At 62.7% G+C, this 18,968-nt stretch carries 17 protein-coding genes; 11 read left to right on the plus strand and 6 right to left on the minus strand.

What is annotated here, in order from left to right; all coding sequences use genetic code 11:
• Together dbpA and RI841_RS04495 are read left to right on the plus strand one after the other, a co-directional pair.
• Window positions 1-1,206: ATP-dependent RNA helicase DbpA (gene dbpA, locus RI841_RS04490; protein WP_310704379.1), on the plus strand; the 1,206-nt coding region annotated here is incomplete at its 5' end.
• Between the two features lie 74 nt (window positions 1,207-1,280).
• Window positions 1,281-2,183, plus strand: a complete 903-nt coding sequence (locus tag RI841_RS04495) for a PA4780 family RIO1-like protein kinase (RefSeq protein ID WP_310704380.1) — start codon at window positions 1,281-1,283, stop codon at window positions 2,181-2,183.
• Window positions 2,184-2,207: 24 nt separating this feature from the next.
• Here RI841_RS04495 and RI841_RS04500 read toward each other — a convergent pair whose 3' ends face one another.
• A complete protein-coding gene (locus RI841_RS04500; protein WP_310704381.1) occupies window positions 2,208-3,842 on the minus strand; it encodes a GMC family oxidoreductase N-terminal domain-containing protein in 1,635 nt (544 codons plus the stop codon).
• A 2-nt stretch (window positions 3,843-3,844) separates the two neighbouring features.
• Window positions 3,845-5,299, minus strand: coding sequence for an aldehyde dehydrogenase family protein (locus RI841_RS04505; protein WP_310704382.1), 1,455 nt, complete (start codon window positions 5,297-5,299; stop codon window positions 3,845-3,847).
• A gap of 200 nt (window positions 5,300-5,499) precedes the next feature.
• On the opposite strand from RI841_RS04505, the gene RI841_RS04510 reads away from it, so the two are divergent.
• From RI841_RS04510 to RI841_RS04535, 6 genes are all read left to right on the plus strand, one after another.
• On the plus strand, window positions 5,500-6,396 hold the full coding sequence (locus RI841_RS04510; RefSeq protein WP_310704383.1) for a LysR family transcriptional regulator: 897 nt from the start codon (window positions 5,500-5,502) through the stop codon (window positions 6,394-6,396).
• A 71-nt stretch (window positions 6,397-6,467) separates the two neighbouring features.
• Window positions 6,468-7,997, plus strand: coding sequence for a M81 family metallopeptidase (locus tag RI841_RS04515; RefSeq protein ID WP_310704384.1), 1,530 nt, complete (start codon window positions 6,468-6,470; stop codon window positions 7,995-7,997).
• Window positions 7,998-8,182: 185 nt separating this feature from the next.
• On the plus strand, window positions 8,183-9,208 hold the full coding sequence (locus RI841_RS04520) for a DctP family TRAP transporter solute-binding subunit (protein WP_310704385.1): 1,026 nt from the start codon (window positions 8,183-8,185) through the stop codon (window positions 9,206-9,208).
• A gap of 93 nt (window positions 9,209-9,301) precedes the next feature.
• Complete coding sequence (locus tag RI841_RS04525) at window positions 9,302-9,874, plus strand: TRAP transporter small permease (protein ID WP_310704386.1); 573 nt, start codon at window positions 9,302-9,304, stop codon at window positions 9,872-9,874.
• On the plus strand, window positions 9,871-11,142 hold the full coding sequence (locus RI841_RS04530) for a TRAP transporter large permease (protein WP_310704387.1): 1,272 nt from the start codon (window positions 9,871-9,873) through the stop codon (window positions 11,140-11,142). Before RI841_RS04525 ends, RI841_RS04530 begins: the two co-directional genes overlap by 4 nt.
• A 33-nt stretch (window positions 11,143-11,175) precedes the next feature.
• Window positions 11,176-12,147, plus strand: a complete 972-nt coding sequence (locus RI841_RS04535) for an ornithine cyclodeaminase family protein (protein ID WP_310704388.1) — start codon at window positions 11,176-11,178, stop codon at window positions 12,145-12,147.
• Window positions 12,148-12,215: 68 nt separating this feature from the next.
• Here the strand turns inward: RI841_RS04535 and RI841_RS04540 are convergent, their stop codons facing one another.
• Window positions 12,216-13,367, minus strand: a complete 1,152-nt coding sequence (locus RI841_RS04540; RefSeq protein ID WP_310704389.1) for an alanine racemase — start codon at window positions 13,365-13,367, stop codon at window positions 12,216-12,218.
• A gap of 283 nt (window positions 13,368-13,650) precedes the next feature.
• Between RI841_RS04540 and RI841_RS04545 the strand changes: the two genes are divergently transcribed.
• Together RI841_RS04545 and ftsH are read left to right on the plus strand one after the other, a co-directional pair.
• Window positions 13,651-13,797, plus strand: coding sequence for a creatininase family protein (locus RI841_RS04545; RefSeq protein WP_310704390.1), 147 nt, complete (start codon window positions 13,651-13,653; stop codon window positions 13,795-13,797).
• A 144-nt stretch (window positions 13,798-13,941) separates the two neighbouring features.
• Window positions 13,942-15,900 carry an ATP-dependent zinc metalloprotease FtsH gene (gene ftsH / locus RI841_RS04550; RefSeq protein ID WP_310704391.1) on the plus strand — a complete coding sequence of 653 codons (1,959 nt, stop codon included), beginning with the start codon at window positions 13,942-13,944 and terminating at the stop codon, window positions 15,898-15,900.
• A 491-nt stretch (window positions 15,901-16,391) separates the two neighbouring features.
• Here the strand turns inward: ftsH and RI841_RS04555 are convergent, their stop codons facing one another.
• Window positions 16,392-17,114, minus strand: coding sequence for a YebC/PmpR family DNA-binding transcriptional regulator (locus tag RI841_RS04555; protein ID WP_310704392.1), 723 nt, complete (start codon window positions 17,112-17,114; stop codon window positions 16,392-16,394).
• A 150-nt stretch (window positions 17,115-17,264) separates the two neighbouring features.
• Here RI841_RS04555 and RI841_RS04560 point away from each other — a divergent pair, with 150 nt between their 5' ends.
• Window positions 17,265-18,455 (plus strand): Xaa-Pro peptidase family protein, encoded by a 1,191-nt coding sequence (locus RI841_RS04560; RefSeq protein ID WP_310704393.1) that lies wholly within the window; start codon window positions 17,265-17,267, stop codon window positions 18,453-18,455.
• A 58-nt stretch (window positions 18,456-18,513) separates the two neighbouring features.
• Here the strand turns inward: RI841_RS04560 and RI841_RS04565 are convergent, their stop codons facing one another.
• Both RI841_RS04565 and RI841_RS04570 read right to left on the minus strand, forming a co-directional pair.
• Window positions 18,514-18,771, minus strand: coding sequence for an acyl carrier protein (locus RI841_RS04565; protein ID WP_310704394.1), 258 nt, complete (start codon window positions 18,769-18,771; stop codon window positions 18,514-18,516).
• Window positions 18,759-18,968 (minus strand): 2-oxo acid dehydrogenase subunit E2 (locus RI841_RS04570; RefSeq protein WP_310704395.1); only part of this gene is annotated, 210 nt, incomplete at its 5' end. The genes RI841_RS04570 and RI841_RS04565, both read right to left, overlap by 13 nt.

Genomic DNA, 18,968 nt, shown 5'->3' on the forward strand with positions numbered 1-18,968 from the left:
CTGCTGTCGCGGCTATCGGTGGCGGACTTCCGGGTGCAAGGGCTGGTGCTCTGCCCGACCCGCGAGCTGGCGGACCAGGTGGCCGGCGAGATCCGCCGCCTGGCGCGCAGCCTGCCCAACGTCAAGGTGCTCACCTTGTGCGGCGGCGCCCCGCTGGGGCCGCAGCTGGGATCGCTGGAGCATGGCGCGCATATCGTCGTCGGCACGCCAGGGCGCGTGGAGGAGCATCTGCGCAAGGGCTCGCTGGCCCTGGGGGCGCTCGAGACCCTGGTGCTGGACGAGGCCGACCGCATGCTCGACATGGGCTTCCAGGCGGCCATGGAGGCGATCATCGCCGAGACCCCGGCGAGCCGCCAGATGTTGCTGTTCAGCGCCACCTATGCCGAGGGCATCCGGCCCATCGCCGAGCGGCTGATGCGTGAGCCGGTCAGCGTGGAGGTGGCCGAGCCCCACGACGCCACCACGATCCGCCAGCACTTTTTCCGGGTGGCGGACGAGTCGGCCCGCTTCGAGGCGCTGCGCCGCCTGCTTCTGCACTTTCGGCCCGCATCGAGCGTGGTGTTCTGCAATACCAAGCGCGAGACCGACGAGGTCGCCGAGGCCCTGAACGACGCGGGTTTCAGTGCCCTGGCGTTGCATGGCGACCTGGAGCAGCGCGACCGTGACCGCCTGCTGGTGCTGTTCGCCAACGGCAGTGCCTCGATCCTGGTGGCCACCGATGTGGCCGCCCGCGGACTGGACATCGATGCCCTGGATGCGGTGTTCAACTACCGTATTGCCCGTGAGCTCGAGGTGCATGTCCACCGTATCGGTCGCACCGGCCGGGCCGGCGGCTCCGGGGTGGCCTGTACCCTGCTCAGCGAGCAGGAGGACTACCGCCTGGCACGCCTCGCCGAGCTGCTCGGCGAGGTGCTGGAGACCGAGCCGCTGCCCTCCCGCGCGGTGCTGGAGCGCCAGCCCTTCCGTCCCGCCATGGCGACCCTGCAACTCGGCGGCGGCAAGAAGCAGAAGCTGCGACCCGGGGATATCCTCGGCGCCCTGACCGGCGAGGGGGGGATCGCCGGGGATCAGGTGGGCAAGATCAAGGTGCTCGCCAACAGCGCCTACGTGGCCGTGCAGCGCGATATCGCCGCGGCGGCCCTCGACCAGCTGGGCAATGGCAGGCTCAAGGGGCGCACCTTCCGTGCCCGCCGCATCAGCCGCTGACCTGAAGCCAGAGAAACCAAACGAGATACGCCCGCGGGATACCCAGCCGACGGGCTCTATGCCAACGTGGTGACATGAAGATACCCAAGAGATTGCAACCGCTGGTCGACGACGGCCTGATCGAGGCGGTCGAGAGCCAACTGATGAGCGGCAAGGAAGCCCAGGTATACGGGGTGCGCTCCCACGGCGAGCGACGCTGCGCCAAGGTCTTCAAGGAGGCCAAGCAGCGCAGCTTCAAGCAGGCCGTGCAGTACCAGGAGGGGCGCAAGGAGCGCAACAGCCGCCGCTCCCGGGCGATGGCCAAGAAGACCCGCTACGGCCAGAAGGAACAGGAACAGGCCTGGCTCAACGCCGAGGTCGATGCCCTCTACCGGCTGGCGGCGGCGGATGTGCGGGTGCCCAGGCCCTATGGTTTTATCGATGGCGTGCTGCTGATGGAGATGATCACCGATGCCGAGGGCCTGACCGCGCCGCGGCTGAATGATGTGACCCTGACCGCCGACGAGGCCCGGGCCCATTACGCCAAGGTGATCGGCGACGTGGTACGCATGCTGTGTGCCGGCCTGATTCATGGCGACCTCTCCGAGTTCAACGTGCTGCTCTCCGCCGACGGCCCGGTGATCATCGACCTGCCCCAGGCGGTGGATGCCGCCGGCAACAACAGTGCCGAGAGGATGTTCGAGCGCGATGTGGACAACATGCGCCGCTACTTCGGTCGCTTCGCCCCGGAACTGCTGGCCACCGATTACGGCAAGGAAATCTGGGCGCTCTATGAGACCGGCGACCTGCATCCGGGCAGCCAGCTGACCGGCTGCTTCGAGCACGACACCACCACCGTGGACGTGGACGAGCTGATGACCGTGATCGACGACGTGCGTGAGGAGGAGGCCGAGCGGCGTGCCGCGCTGTCCCGTGACCCCGAGCCCGGCGTGGAGGAGGCCGCCGAGGCCTGGCAGGAGTCCCAGCGGGAGCGTTGAGCGCGGCGGGATTGCCGCGGGGCATTACGATGGATCTTGCGGAACACACGCCAACTCGGGCGCCAATGGCCGTCTGCCTAGGATCATATCCGCCGCTTTTTCCCCGATCATCAGGGCGATCGCATTGGTATTCGCCGCCGGCATCGTCGGCATGATGGAGGCGTCGGCTACGCGCAGTCCCTCCAGGCCGTGAACCCGCAACTGGTCATCGACTACGCTGCCTGTGCTCTCCGCTGGCCCCATGCGGCAGGTCCCGATCGGGTGATAGGTGGTATTACCGGTGTGGCGAGCATGATCGAGCAGTTCGGCATCACTCTGTGCCTTGTCGCCGGGCCAGATTTCCTGTTCGACATGACGCGAAAAAAGGGGGCTGTTGACTAGCTGGCGGCCGAGACGCATGGCTGCAAGCAGGGCCTGACGATCCTCTTCTTCGGCCAGATAGTTCGGTTGAAACTCGGGCTGTGCGAAGGGATCCGCCGAAAGGGCGCGGACATGTCCCCTGCTGGCCGGCCGCTGCTGCCAGCAGGCAATGGTCGCACCGGGAAACCTGTCGAGCCCGCTCCAGACTCCCGCTGGATAGCTGGCGGGCGTGAAAGACACCTGGATGTCGCCGTGGTCCGATTTCCAGAAGCAGTAGACCAGGGTCGGGGTCAGCGCCAGAGCTCCTCGCCGTGTAAAAGCGTAGCGGGCCACTTCCCTCACCAGCTTGAGCCCGCGCACGCGCTCGTTGATGGTTTCGATGTCGCGAATGCGCATCACCATCCTCGCCGCATAGTGGTCGCACAGGTTCTCGCCAACACCGGGAAGGGCGTGAACCAGGGGAATGCCGATGTGCTGCAGCAGGCCCGGGGCCCCGATGCCCGATAGCTGCAGCAGGTGTGGCGATCCGATGGCGCCACCACAGAGAATCACTTCCCGGTTCGCGAGTATGACATGGTCACGGCCGCCCCAGTGGTAGCGCACACCGACAGCACGCTTGCCCGCGAAGAGAACCTGCAGTACGCGGGCCTGGGTGCGTACCTCGGTGTTGCCCCGCTTCATCGCCGGATAGAGGAAGGCCCGTGCAGGGCTGACCCGACGTCCCCGATGAATGCTGCGCTGGACGTAGGCGATGCCCTCCTGCGACGCACCGTTGTAATCGGGGTTGCGTGGAATGCCGAGTGACTCCGCCCCGTCCATGAAAGCATCACAGAGTGGATCGGGTTGATCGATGTCGGTGATGGTGAAGGGGCCGGCTCGTCCCCGGTAGCGGTCATCGCCGTCGCCGATACGCCGTTCGCAGCGCTTGAAATACGGCAGGACCTCCGCATAGCCCCATCCGCGGTTGCCCATCGCCGCCCAGCCGTCGAAGTCGGAGCGGTGGCCTCGGGTATAGACATGTCCGTTGATCGACCCCGATCCACCAAGCGTCTTGCCGCGCGACTGGATGATGCAGCGCTCTCCCGTTCCCCAACTGGGTGCCGTGCGGTACATCCAGTTGATGCGGGGATTATTGAGGGCATGCACCACGGCGGCCGGTACATGAATGGACGGGTGACGGTCCGGTGGGCCGGCCTCGAGCACGCAGACCGAGCCCTGGCCCGATTCCGACAGCCGACCGGCGACCACCGATCCGGCGCTGCCCGCACCGATGACGACATAATCGAAGCGATCCGCCATGGCTAGAGGCGGATGCCGACATTCTTGGTCTGTACATAGCCGAGCAAGGCTTCTTGCCCCTTCTCCCGGCCATACCCGGAACGCTTGGTGCCACCGAAGGGGGTCTCCACGCCGCCCGTCCACCATTCATTGACATATACTTGCCCGGCGATCAGACGGTCGGCCGTCCAGTGGGCTAGCCTCAGGTCGTTGGTGTAGACCCCGGCCGCCAGGCCGTAGTCGGTGCCGTTGGCAATGGCGATGGCCTCCTCCGGCGAGTCAAAGGGGAGGACCACGATTACCGGGCCGAAAAATTCTTCCTGGGCGATTCGCATCTCGGGATGCACCCGGGTGAAGATGGTGGGCGCCATGAAGTGTCCCGGCATGCCGGCCAGGCGTGATCCTCCGGTGACCAGTGTCGCGCCCTCTTCGATCCCGATACGGCAGAGTGACTCGACCCGATCCAGTTGGCGCGCGGAAATCAGGGGACCCATGTTGCAGCCGTCGATGCCCGGGCCGACGGAAAGGGTTTCGGCGGCTTTCTTGAGCCGTGCCACCAGGTCGTCATGGATCGAACGGTGCACGATCAGGCGAGAGCCGGCCGAGCAGATCTGTCCGGCATGATGGAAGATCCCCCGCGCGGCGCTTGTTGCCACCTGCTCCAGGTCTGCATCCGGATAGACGATCCCGCCCGACTTACCGCCCAGTTCCATGATGCACGGAATGATTCGTTCCGAGGCGGCCCGCAGCACGCTTTTGCCGGTTTCGACGGAACCGGTGAAGACGATGTGGTCGATATCGCCATGCGCGACCAGGCTGGCGCCGGCGTCATGCCCATAGCCGCAGATGATATTGACGGCTCCCCTGGGTACGCCTGCCCGCTCGCACGCCTCGGCAAACAGGAACAGGCTCAGCGGGGAATCTTCCGGTGACTTGAGGACGACGGTGTTTCCCGTAAGGAGCGCGCAGGTGATGGAGCGCGCCCCCACGGGAAGTGGCCCATTCCAGGGCACGACCTGGGCCGAGACCCCGAACGGCATATGGGTGGTGTAGTCGAGCACCCCCTCGCCCAGCGGGATCTGGCGTCCTTCCAGCTTGTCGGCCATGCCGGCGTAGTAGTTCAGGTAGCGTTGGGCCAGGGCGACATCGCCATACCCTCCCTTCAGTGTCTTGCCATTGTCGAGACACTCGACGGTGGCGATTTCGTCGGCCAGTTCACCGAGCCGAAGGGACACCTCCCTCATCATCTCTCCCCGCTGATGAGGGCGCATCTCCGCCAGACTCCGACTGTCAAAACAGCGGCGTGCGGCTGCCACGGCCCGGTCCACATCGGCGGGCAGGGCGCGGGCAACTTCAGCGATGGAGTCGCCGGTCGCCGGGTTGGTGATGACGATACGCTCGTTGCCGGTGCCATCGACCCATTCGCCGTCGATAAAATTCTTCCAGTATGGCCTGATGCTGGTCACTGTCTCCCCCATGGCACCGGTTGCCCGGCACAGCTGTCGAATCTGGTCATTAAGGACATCATTGCGAGTCGGCGAACGGTTGGCGAATGCCGGTTCGGGATCGGATTATGCGTGATTTGCATGTGTATCGGGCTCAGGTCATGATTTAGTGACCAACAGGCCGGTTCGGCCGAACCATGCCGGAGTCTCGCGCGATGGAAATCAAGTGGCTGATGGACTTCCTGTCCTTGGCAGATACGGGCAATTTCTCGCGCTCGGCGGAATCTCGTGCCACCACTCAGCCTGCCTTCAGCCGGCGCATCAAGGCCCTGGAGGATTGGATGGGCGCACCGCTGTTCGATCGCAGCAAGCAACCCATCACGCTGACGCCGGCGGGTGAACGCTTTCATCCGGTTGCCGAGGGCGTGCTGCGTCGGCTATTCCAGGCACGCGACGAGATTCGCCAGATCGGGCAGTCGAGCGAGAATACCATCTCGTTCTCGTCCACTCACAGCCTATCCTTGACCTTTTTCCCGGACTGGATTCGACATATCGAGGAGCGCGTCGGGGTGCTGCTGATCCGTCTGGATTCCAATCAGGTGGGCAGCTGTGTGCAGTCGCTGTTGCGCGGTGAGTGCTACTTCATGATGTGTCATACCCACCCCTCGGTGGATATCCCGTTGCCCGAGGACCGCTACCAATCGGTGAAGGTCGGCGAGGATCGTCTGCTGCCGGTTTCGGCACCGGACGAGCAGGGGCGGCCATCGCAGCCGCTGCCGGGTTCAGCGGCATCGCCACTCTCGTATCTGGCATATGCGGAAACCTCCGCCATCGGGCGTGCCGTGGATTTCATGCTGGCGCACCATCCCGCTCGTCCCGTCATGACGCGCGTCTTCGAAACCCACCTGGCGGCCGTGCTCAAAACCATGGCCCGCGATGGTCGAGGCCTGACATGGCTACCCGAGAACCAGATCCTTGCGGAACTAAAGGCGGGGACATTGCTTCTGTCGGGAGACTCGTCCTGGTGCATTCCCGTCGACATTCGAGTGTTTCGTCCCCGGGAGCCCTTGCCCCATGCCGCGGAAGCGTTCTGGGCGGTGCTCGACGATACCGCTACGGCATCGGACTAGGCCGAGGTGGCATTGGGTCCCGGGAAATGCTCCATGTAAGGTGTAATCTCCAACAGAAGGGGATTTATCAGATGACGGGGACTTCTTCGCGGCGTGTCGCCATCCTGGGCCTGATGCTCGAGAGTAACCGTTTCGCCCCGGTGACCACCGAGGCGGACTATCTCAACCGAGTCTATCTGGCGGGCGATGAAATCCTGGCAGATTTGAGCAGTTCCGACCCCAAGCTGCCCGCGGAGATCCGTGGATTCAGCAGTGCCATGAGTTCACGCTGCGACTGGACGCCTGTCCCCATCCTGGTAGGCCTGGTGGAGGCCGGTGGCCCGCTGGATCATGCGTTCTACCAGGCGACTCGCGATGAGATGAAGCGCCGTATCGAAGCTGCCATGCCGCTCGATGCCGTCTACATTGCCAACCACGGCGCCATGATTACCACAGAAGAGTATGACCCGGACGGCGAGATTTTCGCGATGGTCCGCTCCATCGTCGGCTTCGATGTGCCTGTCGTGGCGACCCTGGACCTGCACGGCAACGTCTCCGAGCGCATGGTCGAGGCGGCGGACGTCATCGTTGCCTACCGTACCAACCCGCATGTGGACATGCGGGATCGCGGAATGGAGGTGGCTGGCTTTCTGCTGGAGATGTTCGCCGGCATGCATCCTGAGATGGCCTTCATCCGCCTGCCACTGACGCCTCCGACGGTGACGCTGCTAACCGAATCCGGGCCCTATGCTGACATCCTCGAATTTGGTCAGTCCCAGCTCACCGAGAAGATCGCTAATGTTTCCATTCTCGGTGGCTTTGCCTTTGGCGATACGCCAAAGAATGGAATGGCCATTCTCGTTACCGCAAGGGACGATGCTGAGGCTGCCAGGGCAGCAGCCCGCTTGATCGCCAGCAAGGCCTGGGAGGACCATGAGCGCTATGTGCCCCACCTGACCTCGTTGGAAGAGGCCGTGTCCCGTGTCGTGGAAGTCGGAGCACAACCCCGGCTGCCGCCCCTTATCCTGGCTGATGTGGCCGATAACCCCGGCGGTGGGGGGCGAGGCAACACGATGTGGATTCTCGAAGCCCTGCACCATGCCGGTGCCACGGGGGTGATGGTCGGTGTGATCCACGACCCCGAGCTGGCCCGTGAGGCCCATGAGCTGGGTGAAGGCGTAGCATTCAGCGCTGTCTTCAACCGGACCGAGCCCGACGATTTCTCGCAACGGTTCCAGGTGGCTGCCAAAGTGACAAGTCTCAAGGATGGGGACTGCGTCGGTCGACGGGGTTTCTATGCTGGACGACGCATGAATCTAGGGCCGACGGCACTCCTGGACCTGGGCGGAATTCAGGTAGTTGTGATATCGATTCGCACCCAGTGCGCCGATCCGGTCTTCCTGGAGATGATGGGGCTGGACATCGCCAGGGCTCGAGCCGTGGTGGTGAAGTCCCGCGGCCACTTCCGGGCCGGCTTCGACGAGTTCTTTTCACCGGATCAGGTTATCGAAGTCGATACCCCGGGCCTGACTTCGCCGATCCTGACGAGGTTCGACTTCAAGTACCTGCCACGCCCCGTCTTTCCCGTCGACGCCCAAGTCGTTTGGCAGCTGCCGGCATGAGGTCAGGCTGCGACCGCTGCATACCTGGTGGTCACTGTATCAGGATGATTGATGCTGCCGGCGTATCTATACGCCAGCGGCATTGAGCTATCATGTCTTTGCATTCGCTATGTGACGAAAATGCAAATAACCTGTAGTTGTGAATGAGAAAACCCTCCTTTCTACAATAAACAATGGGGATGAAAATGAATAAGATTTTGAAGTGGACCGCGACAGTCGCTGCCACAGCCGTCGTCCTGGGAGCGGCAGGTCCAGCGATGGCCAAGACTATCAAGTTTGGTATGAATGCTCCCCAGGGTGACAATCCTGAATGGAATGCGCTGACTGCCTTCAAGGATCACGTCGAATATAAGACTGAGGGCGACATAACGGTGCAGCTCTTTCCGAGTGCTCAGCTTGGCGCCGAGCGCGCCTGCGCTGAACAGGTACAGCAGGGCGCCGTCGAGGTCTGTCTGGTGGATACTGGCGCATTGGCCGGTTTCTACAATGATATCCAGGTGCTTTCGATTCCCTATCTCTTCAAGTCTTCGGCACATGCCTGGGCCGTTTTCGATAGCCCGTTCTTCAAGGATCTCGCCGAAAATATGCGACAGGATACCGGTATTCGGGTCATGTCTTGGGGAGAGAACGGGTTTCGTGACTTTACCAATAATGTGCGTCCGATCCGCAGTCCTGAAGATCTCAAGGGATTGAAGATTCGCGTTATGGAGAGCCCTGTTTTCATTCGCTTTGTGGAGTCATTTGGAGCTGCGGCGACGCCTATGCCAGGCTCCGAAATTATCATGGCTGCCAAGCAGGGGGTGATCGATGGCCAAGAGAACCCTGCTCAGGTCAACTACGACTATAATCTAATGGACGTACAGAAATACATGTCCACCGACGAGCACATTCTCGGGGTCCATGCTTATATCATCAACGACGACTTTTTCAATGGACTGAGTGACGATGAAAAAGCTGTGGTGCTGGAAGCAGCAACACTGGCTGCAGACATAGAGAACACTCAGAAGCTTGCCGGGGCCAAGAAGTATATTGACCTGATCCGGGAAAAAGGAGTGGAAGTTCATATGACTTCTATGGCAGAGAAGGCTGCGTTCGCGGAAGTGTCTCAGGAACCGGTGTTGGAATACCTAAGGGAGCAAGTCGGAGAGGATCTGGTCCAGAGCTTGCTGGATGCTTCTGCATCTTATGAGCCTGCCCTCTACGGACGATAGCAAGGCAACAGGGAGCATGTGAATCGATAGCCAGCAGAGCGGGAGACAGGAACTGTCTCCCCCTCGCTTATTGCTGAAGGCGTCAATACCGCAATGATAGACGATCCCGTTTCACCACTGGCCCCGAGTCCTCGTCAACATCATCAGGAGAAATCCAGCATGAGGGGACGTGTCTTCAAGCTTGCCATGGGGCTTACCCATGCGACAGAGGCCATTGCTGCCATCCTGCTGGTCGCCATTATCCTGATGAACGTGGCCCAGGTATTCTTTCGCTATGTGCTGGTGGACCCTCTCTCGTGGAGTGAGGAGACCATGCGCTATTCCACCACCTGGATGGTCATGCTGGCCGGCAGTGCTGCCCTGTTTCGAGGTGAGCACATGGTAATCAGCCTGTTCACGAGTGTGCGCTCCCCACTCTTTCGTCGTCTGGTTCACCTCGCTGTGCTGACCTGCATTGCTGGGTTCTGTCTGCTGCTGGTGTGGGAAGGCTACCCGGCGGCCATCAACAACATGCGGCAGGTATCGCCTGCAACTCGGATACCGATGACCCTTCCTTACATGGCGATACCCGTGGGGGCTTCATTGATGCTGGTCAAGGTCCTGTGCCTGATGATTTTGCCTGAGGATGCGCTGCGGCGAGAAGCGATCGAGGAGAACCGGCCATGATTGCGATGTCCATTGCCTTCGTCATCATGCTCATCATCGGCGTGCCGATCGTGTTTTCCCTGGGCATCGCGGGCGCCATCGGCCTGTGGTCTCTCGACCTGAACTTGATCTCGGTACCCACGCGGCTGTTCACCGGCATGGACAATTTCGTCCTGCTGGCCGCCCCCTTTTATATCTTCGCCGGGGAAATCATGAACCGGGGAGGGATCACGACACGGCTGATACGGCTGGCGGGTCTGGTCACCCGAGGTGTGCCGGGGGGAACGGCCTATACCAATGTTTCGTCGTCGGTCCTGTTCGCGGGGATATCGGGCGCTGCCGTCGCCGATACTGCTGCACTCGGACAAATCTTCATCAAGGGGATGCCGGAGGAGGGCTATGACAAGAACTATGCGGCGGCCGTGACGATCGCCTCCTCGGTCATCGGTCCCATCGTTCCCCCGTCCGTGATCATGATCATCTATGCTGCCGTCACTCGCCAGTCGGTGATCGACCTGTTCATCGCAGGGATCGTGCCTGGCCTCATGCTGGCCGGCGTCATGTGGCTGGTGATCTGGTGGCAGGCGCGCGGGGAGCGGCTTCCTCGTTCCAGCTACAAGGTGGAGAGGCATGAAATCGCCATCCTGGTCCGGGACGGCTTGTTGGTGATGGGGCTGCCGATCCTGATTGTCGGCGGGACGCTGCTGGGTGTCTTTACCGCCACCGAGGCGGGTGGGGTGGCAGTCGTTTATGCGCTGCTCATCTCCTGGTTTGTCTTCGGGAGCATGGATCTTGCCAGCCTGTGGGATGCGCTGAAGCGCAGTGCCCGGGTCACGGCCACCATCTACCTGATCATTGCGGCCGCAACGGTGGTGTCTTATGTGCTGACCATTGGCGGGATCGGTAGCTGGGTCCAGGGGTTTGCGCTGCAGTTTGCCGACAATCCCACCCTATTCCTCATGGTCCTTGTCGGAGTCCTGTTGTTGATCGGGACCTTCCTCGAACCGGGGGCCGCCATCGTACTGATCGTTCCCATGCTGATGCCGGTCACGGCGGCAATGGACATCGATCCGATGCAGTTCGCCATGATCGTTATTCTGCCCCTTACGCTGGGGCTGATCACGCCGCCTGTAGGCGTTTGCCTTTTCGTGGCCTGCCGAATCGCCGAGAGTCCCGTCTTTCCCATTTTCCGCGCCGTACTCCCGTTCCTTTTGGCGGAAATTGGGGTCGTCATCATGCTGGTGCTCATGCCCGGTCTGTCATCTTTTCTGCCGACGCTGCTGCGTTGAGGCATGTAACACATGTAACAAAGGGACCCGAAGATGCTTGTGATTTCTGAAAGCCTTGCCCGTGAATTGGTGAGCGTCGAAGACGCCATCAGAGAGGTGGAGCGTACTTTTGCCGCCATGGCAAGGGGGGAGGCGCAGAACTACCCTGTTGTGCGTGAGGAGGTCGGATATCTGGATGCAGTTTATGGGGTGAAGTCCGGTGGTGACGTGGTGGCCCCCATCCTCGGACTCAAGGCCGGTGGCTACTGGCCGAACAATGCCGGGAAGGGCGTGGGTAACCACCAGTCCTCAACACTGTTGTTCGATCTGGAAACTGGACGAGCCACGGCTCTGGTCAGTGCCAACTACCTGACCGGCATCAGAACCGGCGCGGCGAGCGCCATCGCCACTCGCTACCTCGCGCGCGAGGATGCGAATATCGTCGGGATCATCGGTACCGGCGTGCAGGCCGAGTACCAGCTCCGGGCCACCATGGCGGTCAGACGCGTGGAACGGGTCCACGCCTGGGACCCTTCGGAGCAGAGCCTGGCGACCTTCAGGGAGACAGTCGCCGGGCTCGGGCTGGAGTGCATCACCGAGCCGGATTGCGAAGCCGTTGCTCGGGAGGCGGAAATCCTGATTACGGCAACACCCTCGCGCAGGGCCCTGGTGGAAAAGGGATGGGTGCGCGCGGGGACCCATATCAGCGCCATGGGTTGCGATACCAGGGGCAAGCAGGAGCTGGACCCGGAACTGGTTGCTGTCAGTGCCCTGTTCGTGGATGAGGCCGAGCAATCCATCAGCATCGGCGAGTTCCAGCATGCCTACGCCAGCGGTTTGATTACCGAGGAGAGCCTTCGCGGTAGTATCGGCCAGGTCATCGCCGGGCACCGTGATAGCCGGCGGGATGCTGATGAGATCACGATTTTCGATGGTACTGGGGTGGCGTTGCAGGACTTGGTAGTGGCGGCATGCGCCGTACGCCTGGCGAAGGAACATGGCCACGGCGTGTCGGTTGATTACTGACGAACCGCCGACTTCCCTCCTGAATCAGCAGGGGATCGGCGGTGCCTCTCTTTATCAGTTACCAGCTTTCACCAGCCGTTGATTCGCGGCCAGGTGGCGATAACCTCGCATCCGTCACCCTGGTCGCTATCGACGAGATGATAGTGGTTGTACATGGCCGCCGTCATGCAGACATGGTTGGGATAGACGCGCAGTCGTGTCCCGACCGGCAGCTCTTCATACGATACGCCTTCGACCAGCGGAACCTGGCCGTGCTCCTGATAGACCCTTGCCACCTTCATCCTCTGCTTGAGCGAGTGTCCTCTTGCATCAGTTATCAGCCCGAAACCGATATCATCTGGCATGTTCTCGGTACTGCGGTCCTTGGACAAGGCCAGTGCCCCGGCGTTGATCAGTAGCCTGTTCAGCGAGGCGTGGTGGCTGCAGACCTCGGTGATCACGGAAACAGCTAGGTCATCGACACCACAGGAGTTGATCTGTGCCTGGAACATGTCGCCGAACATGTAGACGCCCGGGCGTACTTCCGTCACGCCATCCAGCGAGCGAGCATAGAGTGCCGTGGGGGTGGACCCAATGCTGACCGTGGTGCAAGGGATGCCATGGTCACGGATGCGGTCGGCTGCCATGACCGCGGTAGAGCGCTCCGCCTCGGCGACCTCCTCGATCTCGGCAATCGAGCGACACTGGTAGGAGTGGCCGGCATGGGTCATGACGCCGGCAAAGCGTGCATGAGAGGCCTCATGGGCAAGGCGGGCGATCTCAATGAGCTCCTCACTGTCGGGAAAGATGCCTGAGCGGCCTTCACCGCAATCCAGCTCGACCTGAACCAGAAACGTCGCGCGAAGCTCCTTTCCCCTCTCGCAGATTGCTCGGGTGACCTCGATGCTGTCGGTGATCAGGGTGAGGCGTGCTCCCTGTTGCTGAATGTTGGCGACTCGCTCCAGCTGGTCCGGCAGGATACAGACGGCATACTGGATGTCCATGATGCCATGACTGGCGAAATACTCGGCCTCTTTCAGCGTGGATACAGCGATACCACCGGCTTGTCCTTCCATGGCCAGACGTGCCACATCGATGGATTTTGCGGTCTTTAGATGGGGGCGAAGTGCGACATTCTTGCTGCGGGCAGCATCGGCCATTCGTCGGATGTTCCTCACCAGTTTCGCTCGGTCAAGAATCAGGCTTGGGGTGGGAATGTCGAATATGGTGGTAGGAGGCATGGGAGCTTCGAGACCTCTCCGGTCGTATCAATGAAAGCATCTGAATCTTTCATTGATACATTATGCAAGACGCGAGGAGGTGGCCAATGCCGCTTTCTCCTAGCGCAATGCCTAGAACGAAAGATGTGAAACGACGTCGCGGAAAGCCGACACCGGAGACTGTATGCAGGCCAGTGAGACGATTCGCCGTGGGAGAGTTGATTGGTGTAGAAGTGGCACCAGGGTGCCGAGATATCTGCCATCATCAGGTGTATTGTCGGCAGGGCTGCCAAAGAGTTGACTCATGCGACGACAGCACGCCACCTGGCAGGAGGTGGACGTCTACCTCGGCTGCTCGACAGGCGTCGTCTTGCCCATCGGCTCCACGGAACAGCACGGGCCTGGGATCGGCGCCTTGTGCCTCGAGGCGATCAACCGAGCGCTGGGCTAAGGTCATGGCGTGCTGATGGAGCCGACTCAGAACATCGGCATGGTGAGCTCGGCGTGGAGGAGGCCGCCGAGGCCTGGCGGGCGGGGGCCCCACGGCGAGCGCTGAAGCTCGCCGCTGGCCTTGTAATCCCGGGTGGGGATCGGCATGTTGAAACGGTTTGACATCAACGCCGAGCTCACCATGTCCCGACTCGATAACGACTCGTCATCCGGCCAGCACCGCAACAGACCCAAGCGTTCTCCCCTCTGGTACCCCGAAGAGGTTCAGCCCTCCCGTCAGCAGTGGTTGCTCTTCATCTGGATCACACTGGCCATCGTGCTGTTGTTCCACTATCTCGATTCGGCGCAGCGTCACCAGCAGGTCGAGTTCACCTATTCCGAATTCCTGACGGCCGTGGACCAGGGTCACGTCGACTCAGTCACGCTGCGTGGCCAGTCTGTGGAAGGCACCTTCAATGATGCAGGTCTCGAAGCACGGGATCTCGGCGAGGCCGAGGGGTTCGAGTCCACGCGTCCGGATGTCGAGGGCGAGCGTTTGCTCGAGCGTCTCGAGGCGAATGGCGTGCGAATCGACGCCGAGCCCATTGATCCGCCCTGGTGGCAGCGCATTCTCGTCGGCGCTCTGCCATGGATCCTGATCCTGGGTCTGCTGTTCTGGTTCTGGACTCGGATGCAGCAGCGCGCCATGTCGGGCGGCGGGCTGTTCAACATGGGCAAGTCCAGCGCACGCCAGGTGAGCAGTGAAGAGAGCCAGGTGTGCCTGAACGATGTGGCAGGCTCGGAGAATGCGAAACGCGAAGTGCTCGAGGTGGTCGAGTTTCTCAAGGAGCCGGCACGTTTCCAGGCGCTGGGGGCCAAGATCCCCCGCGGTGTCCTCATGATGGGGCCTCCGGGCACTGGCAAGACGTTGATGGCCAAGGCGGTTGCCGGTGAAGCCGATGTGCCGTTCTTCAGCATCAGCGGCTCGGAGTTCATCGAGATGTTTGTGGGCGTCGGGGCGTCGCGCGTCCGTGATCTCTTCAAGCAGGCCAAGGAACAGGCGCCGGCGGTCATCTTCATCGATGAACTGGACTCCATCGGCCGCTCTCGGGGGGCCGGCATGGGAGGCGGTCACGATGAGCGCGAGCAGACGCTCAACCAGATTCTCTCCGAGATGGACGGTTTTCAAGCCGATGAGTCCGTCGTCGTCCTGGCGGCCACTAACCGTCCGGACGTACTCGACTCGGCCCTGCTGCGGCCGGGGCGCTTCGATCGCAAGGTGACCCTGGAGAACCCGCATCGCGAGGCGCGTCGGGATATCCTGCGCGTTCACACGCGCGACGTGCCGTTGGCCGATGACGTCGATCTCGAGAGACTGGCCGAGATCACCATCGGCTTCTCGGGGGCAGACCTGGCCAACCTGACCAATGAAGCCGCCCTGCAGGCAGGTCGCAACGACCAGCAGGAGGTGGACTGGGCCTGTTTCTCGGCGGCCCGCGACCGCTTGCTGCTGGGCGAGGCCAAGGATGCCGGACTCTCCGACAGCGAGCGCCATATCGTGGCCTACCACGAGTCGGGCCACGCGCTGCTCGCCTACTTGCTGCCCAAGGCCGACCCCCTCGAAAAGGTCACGGTGCTGCCACGGGGACGCGCCCTGGGCGTGACCGCTCAAGTACCCGTTGAGGAGCGCTACAATCATGGCGAAGCCTATCTGCGGGACCGCATCACCGTGATGTTCGGTGGTCGCCTGGCGGAGTCCATTGTCTTCGGAGAAGTGTCGAGCGGCGCCGAGAACGATCTGGAGCAGGCTACGCAACTGGCACGTCGCATGGTGGCACGCTGGGGAATGAGCAAGCGTATCGGGCCGGTCATGTTCGCTCAGAGTCAGGAACATGTCTTTCTGGGCAAGGAGATTGCCCAGTCCCGCGAGCATAGCGAGGCCATGGCGGGACTGGTCGATGAGGAGATACATCGTCTGTTGACCGACCTTGAAGCGCGCGGCCGTGAGCTCCTCGAAGCCCATCGGAGTGACCTGGATGCCCTTGCCGCGGCCCTGGAGCAGCAGGAAACCCTGGAAGCCGAGGCGATCCGTGACCTTCTCGGTGATGTTTCTGCCCGGTCGTGATCTCTCGCGGACCACGTCTTTCACCATCACCATCACGGTGGAGTGAGCCATCCAGTGCCGCGTTCACCCCCCGGGCGCCACTGCCCAGGGCCATCGCCAGCAGCACCGTGAGCACCCACAGCGAGCAGGGGTTGACTGTCCACCGCCGTCTCCGCACGCCGGCTGGCGCGCTTCTCCCATGACACCGAGGCTCACGTAAGGGGCCTCGAGGCGCCGCTGCTGGTGATCGACGGGCGAGGCCGTGTATCGGGCGGGAGTCAAAGCTGGGTGGAGCTGCAGGCCCGGTTATGGCATCCGTGGTGATTCGTCCACCGACCGCAATGACTTCGAGGCGCCGGCGCGCCATCCCTTCGTCGGTGTGGGGCTGCATGTGCCGCTGGTGCTGGGCCAAATGGGCGCTCCGACGGGGTTGCAGCGCGTCTTCGAATACGTGCAGTTGCCGGGCATTGCCTGGCCGCAGCCGCCCTGAGCGGGCGGCAGCGGGGCAGGCGCTACTCGGGAAACTCGGCGTTGTGGAAGACGTTCTGCACGTCGTCCAGGTCATTGAGGGTATCGAGCAGTTTCTCGAACATCGCCACGTCGTCGCCCTCGACCGGCGTTACGGTCTGGGGCACAAACTGGATCTCGTCGACCTCGAAGTCGATTTCACCGAAGGCGTCGAGTAGTGCCTGCTTGGCCTTGGCGTACTCGGTATGGGGGGCGAAAACGGTGATGTGGCCCGCCTCGCTTTCGATGTCGGTGACGTCGACATCGGCCTCCATCAGGGCCTCGAGGGTGGCCTCTTCGTCATCGCCCGGAAAGGCGAGGATGGCACAGTGGTCGAACATGTGGCTGACGCTGCCCGGGGTGCCGAGCTTGCTCTTGGCTTTGTTGAAGCAGGCGCGCACATCGCCAAAGGTGCGGTTCGGATTGTCGGTCAGACACTCAACAATGACCATGCAGTTACCCGGCCCGAAGCCCTCGTAGCGTGCCGTGGAGAAGTCTTCGCCGCCGACGCCGCTGGCCTTGTCCAGGGCCTTGTCGATCACGTGGCTGGGTACCTGGTCCTTCTTGGCACGCTCGATCAGGCCGCGCAGGGCCAGGTTGCCTGCGGGGTCGGTACCGCCCTGCTTGGCGCAGACGTAGATCTCGCGGCCGTACTTGCTGTAGACCTTGGTCTTGGCGGCGGCCGTCTTGGCCATCGATTCCTTGCGGTTCTGGAAGGCCCTGCCCATTGCATTGTCCTGTGGCGTCGAAACACGAGGCTGGATTCTACGAAACCGGGGCGGACGCGAACAGGGTTATTTTGCCGTGATTCACGCAGGACCTGGCGTTAGCCATGACTACACTGCCAGGGTGTCTCATTCACCCAGGAGCGCTATCCGATGGATCACCACGCCTACCGCCATGCGCTGGCCGACTGCCTCGCCGAGAGCGAACTGCCCTTTCCCCCCGAGGAGTTCGCGACGCGTCGTCGCCGCGTGCGACAGGCCATGCAGTCCGCCGGACTCGAGGCGCTGCTGCTGACCGACCCCGCCGACATCTTCTACCTGACCGGCTATCACACCTTCGAGGTCTCGGTGTACACCTGCCTGGTCGTCTCGGCTGACCGGCTGGTGCTGCAGGTGCCCTCCATCGAGACCGGCCCGGCCGTGGTCACCGCCACGGTGGACGAGATCCTGGGCTATCGCTGGGAAGGCATCGAGGAGGTGATTTCTCCGCTGGCCGAGATCCTCGCCCCCTTCCATGCCATCGGCCTGGACCTCTTCGGGGCCGGCCTGCGCTTTGGGGTCATCCGCGAACTGCAGGCACGCCTCGGCAGCGGGCGCTTCCGCGACGACGGCGGCGAGCTGCTCGACCGCATCCGCATCGTCAAGACGCTGGCGGAGCTCGACTGCCTGCGTGAGAGCGCGCGGATCACCGCCGCGGGTCTGCGGGCGGCCATCGAGGTCATCGCGCCCGGTGTCAGCGACAACGAGGTGGCGGCAGAGGGCAGTCGGGCGCTGCTGTCGGCCGGCAGCGAGTTCATGAGCTTGCAGCCCATCGTCACCACCGGCCGGCGCATCAGCGTCATTCACGTCAACCACAAGCGTCATGTGATCGCCGCGGACGAACCGGTGTTCCTGGAGTTCGGCTCGGCCTTTCACCGCTATACCGCGCCGATGATGCGCACCGCCGTGGCCGGACAGGCCAGCACCGAGATGCAGGCGCTACGCGATGTCTGTCGCGAGATGTTCGAGGCGTTGACCGCCGCAATGCGCCCCGGCCACACCTTCGATGATGCCGCCCGTGCCGCCGAAGCGGTGCTGGCCCCCCACGCCGAGGGCGTGTTCTTCTCGGGGGTGTTCGGCTATGCGGTGGGGGCCCAGTTCCCGCCCAGTTGGGTCGAGGGCACTGGCTACATTGCCCGCGGCCAACATCGGGAGTTCGCTGCCGACATGGTGTTTCATCTGCCGCTCTGCCTGCGCCTGCCAGGGCAGTGGGGCATCGGCCTGAGCGATACCGTTCGGGTCACCCCCGAGGGCGGCCAGCCGCTCACCGACAATGACTGGCAACTGGCCGAGCGTCCCGGCTGATAAGGCGCTGGCACCCGCCGCGGATGCCGCGGCGGGCCTCGTCGTTGGTGGCGCTGGCTCAGGGGGGTAGCCGTCTCTTCAGGTAGTCGATCAGGCCCTCCAGGGTGGCGAGCTCATGGTAGTCACTTTCCGGGACGCTGACGCCGAGTCGCTTCTCGAGGTCGACCAGAATGTTGAGGAAGTCGAAGGAGTCGATCTCCAGCGGCTCTCGCCAGGGACGGTCGGGGGGCAGCGAGTCGATGTCGGCCTCGGGGGCGACTGCCAGAATGGCGTCGATGACAGTATCGCGAAGGGTGTCGTGGCTCAGTTGGGCCATAGGCGCTCGGGCTCCGTCAGCAGGTCGGTGAGTCGGTTCAGGAAGCGGGCGCCGATGGCACCGTCGGTGACCCGGTGGTCGGCGGCCAGCGAGGCATGCAGGCAGCGGGCGGCTACCACTTGGCCGTCGCGGACCCAGGCCCGCTCGGTGATGCGCCCGAAGCCGACCAGTGCCACCTGGGGCGGGTAGATCACGCC

Source organism: Halomonas sp., from assembly GCF_031581305.1.
In the GTDB taxonomy this organism is placed as follows: Bacteria; Pseudomonadota; Gammaproteobacteria; order Pseudomonadales; family Halomonadaceae; genus Halomonas.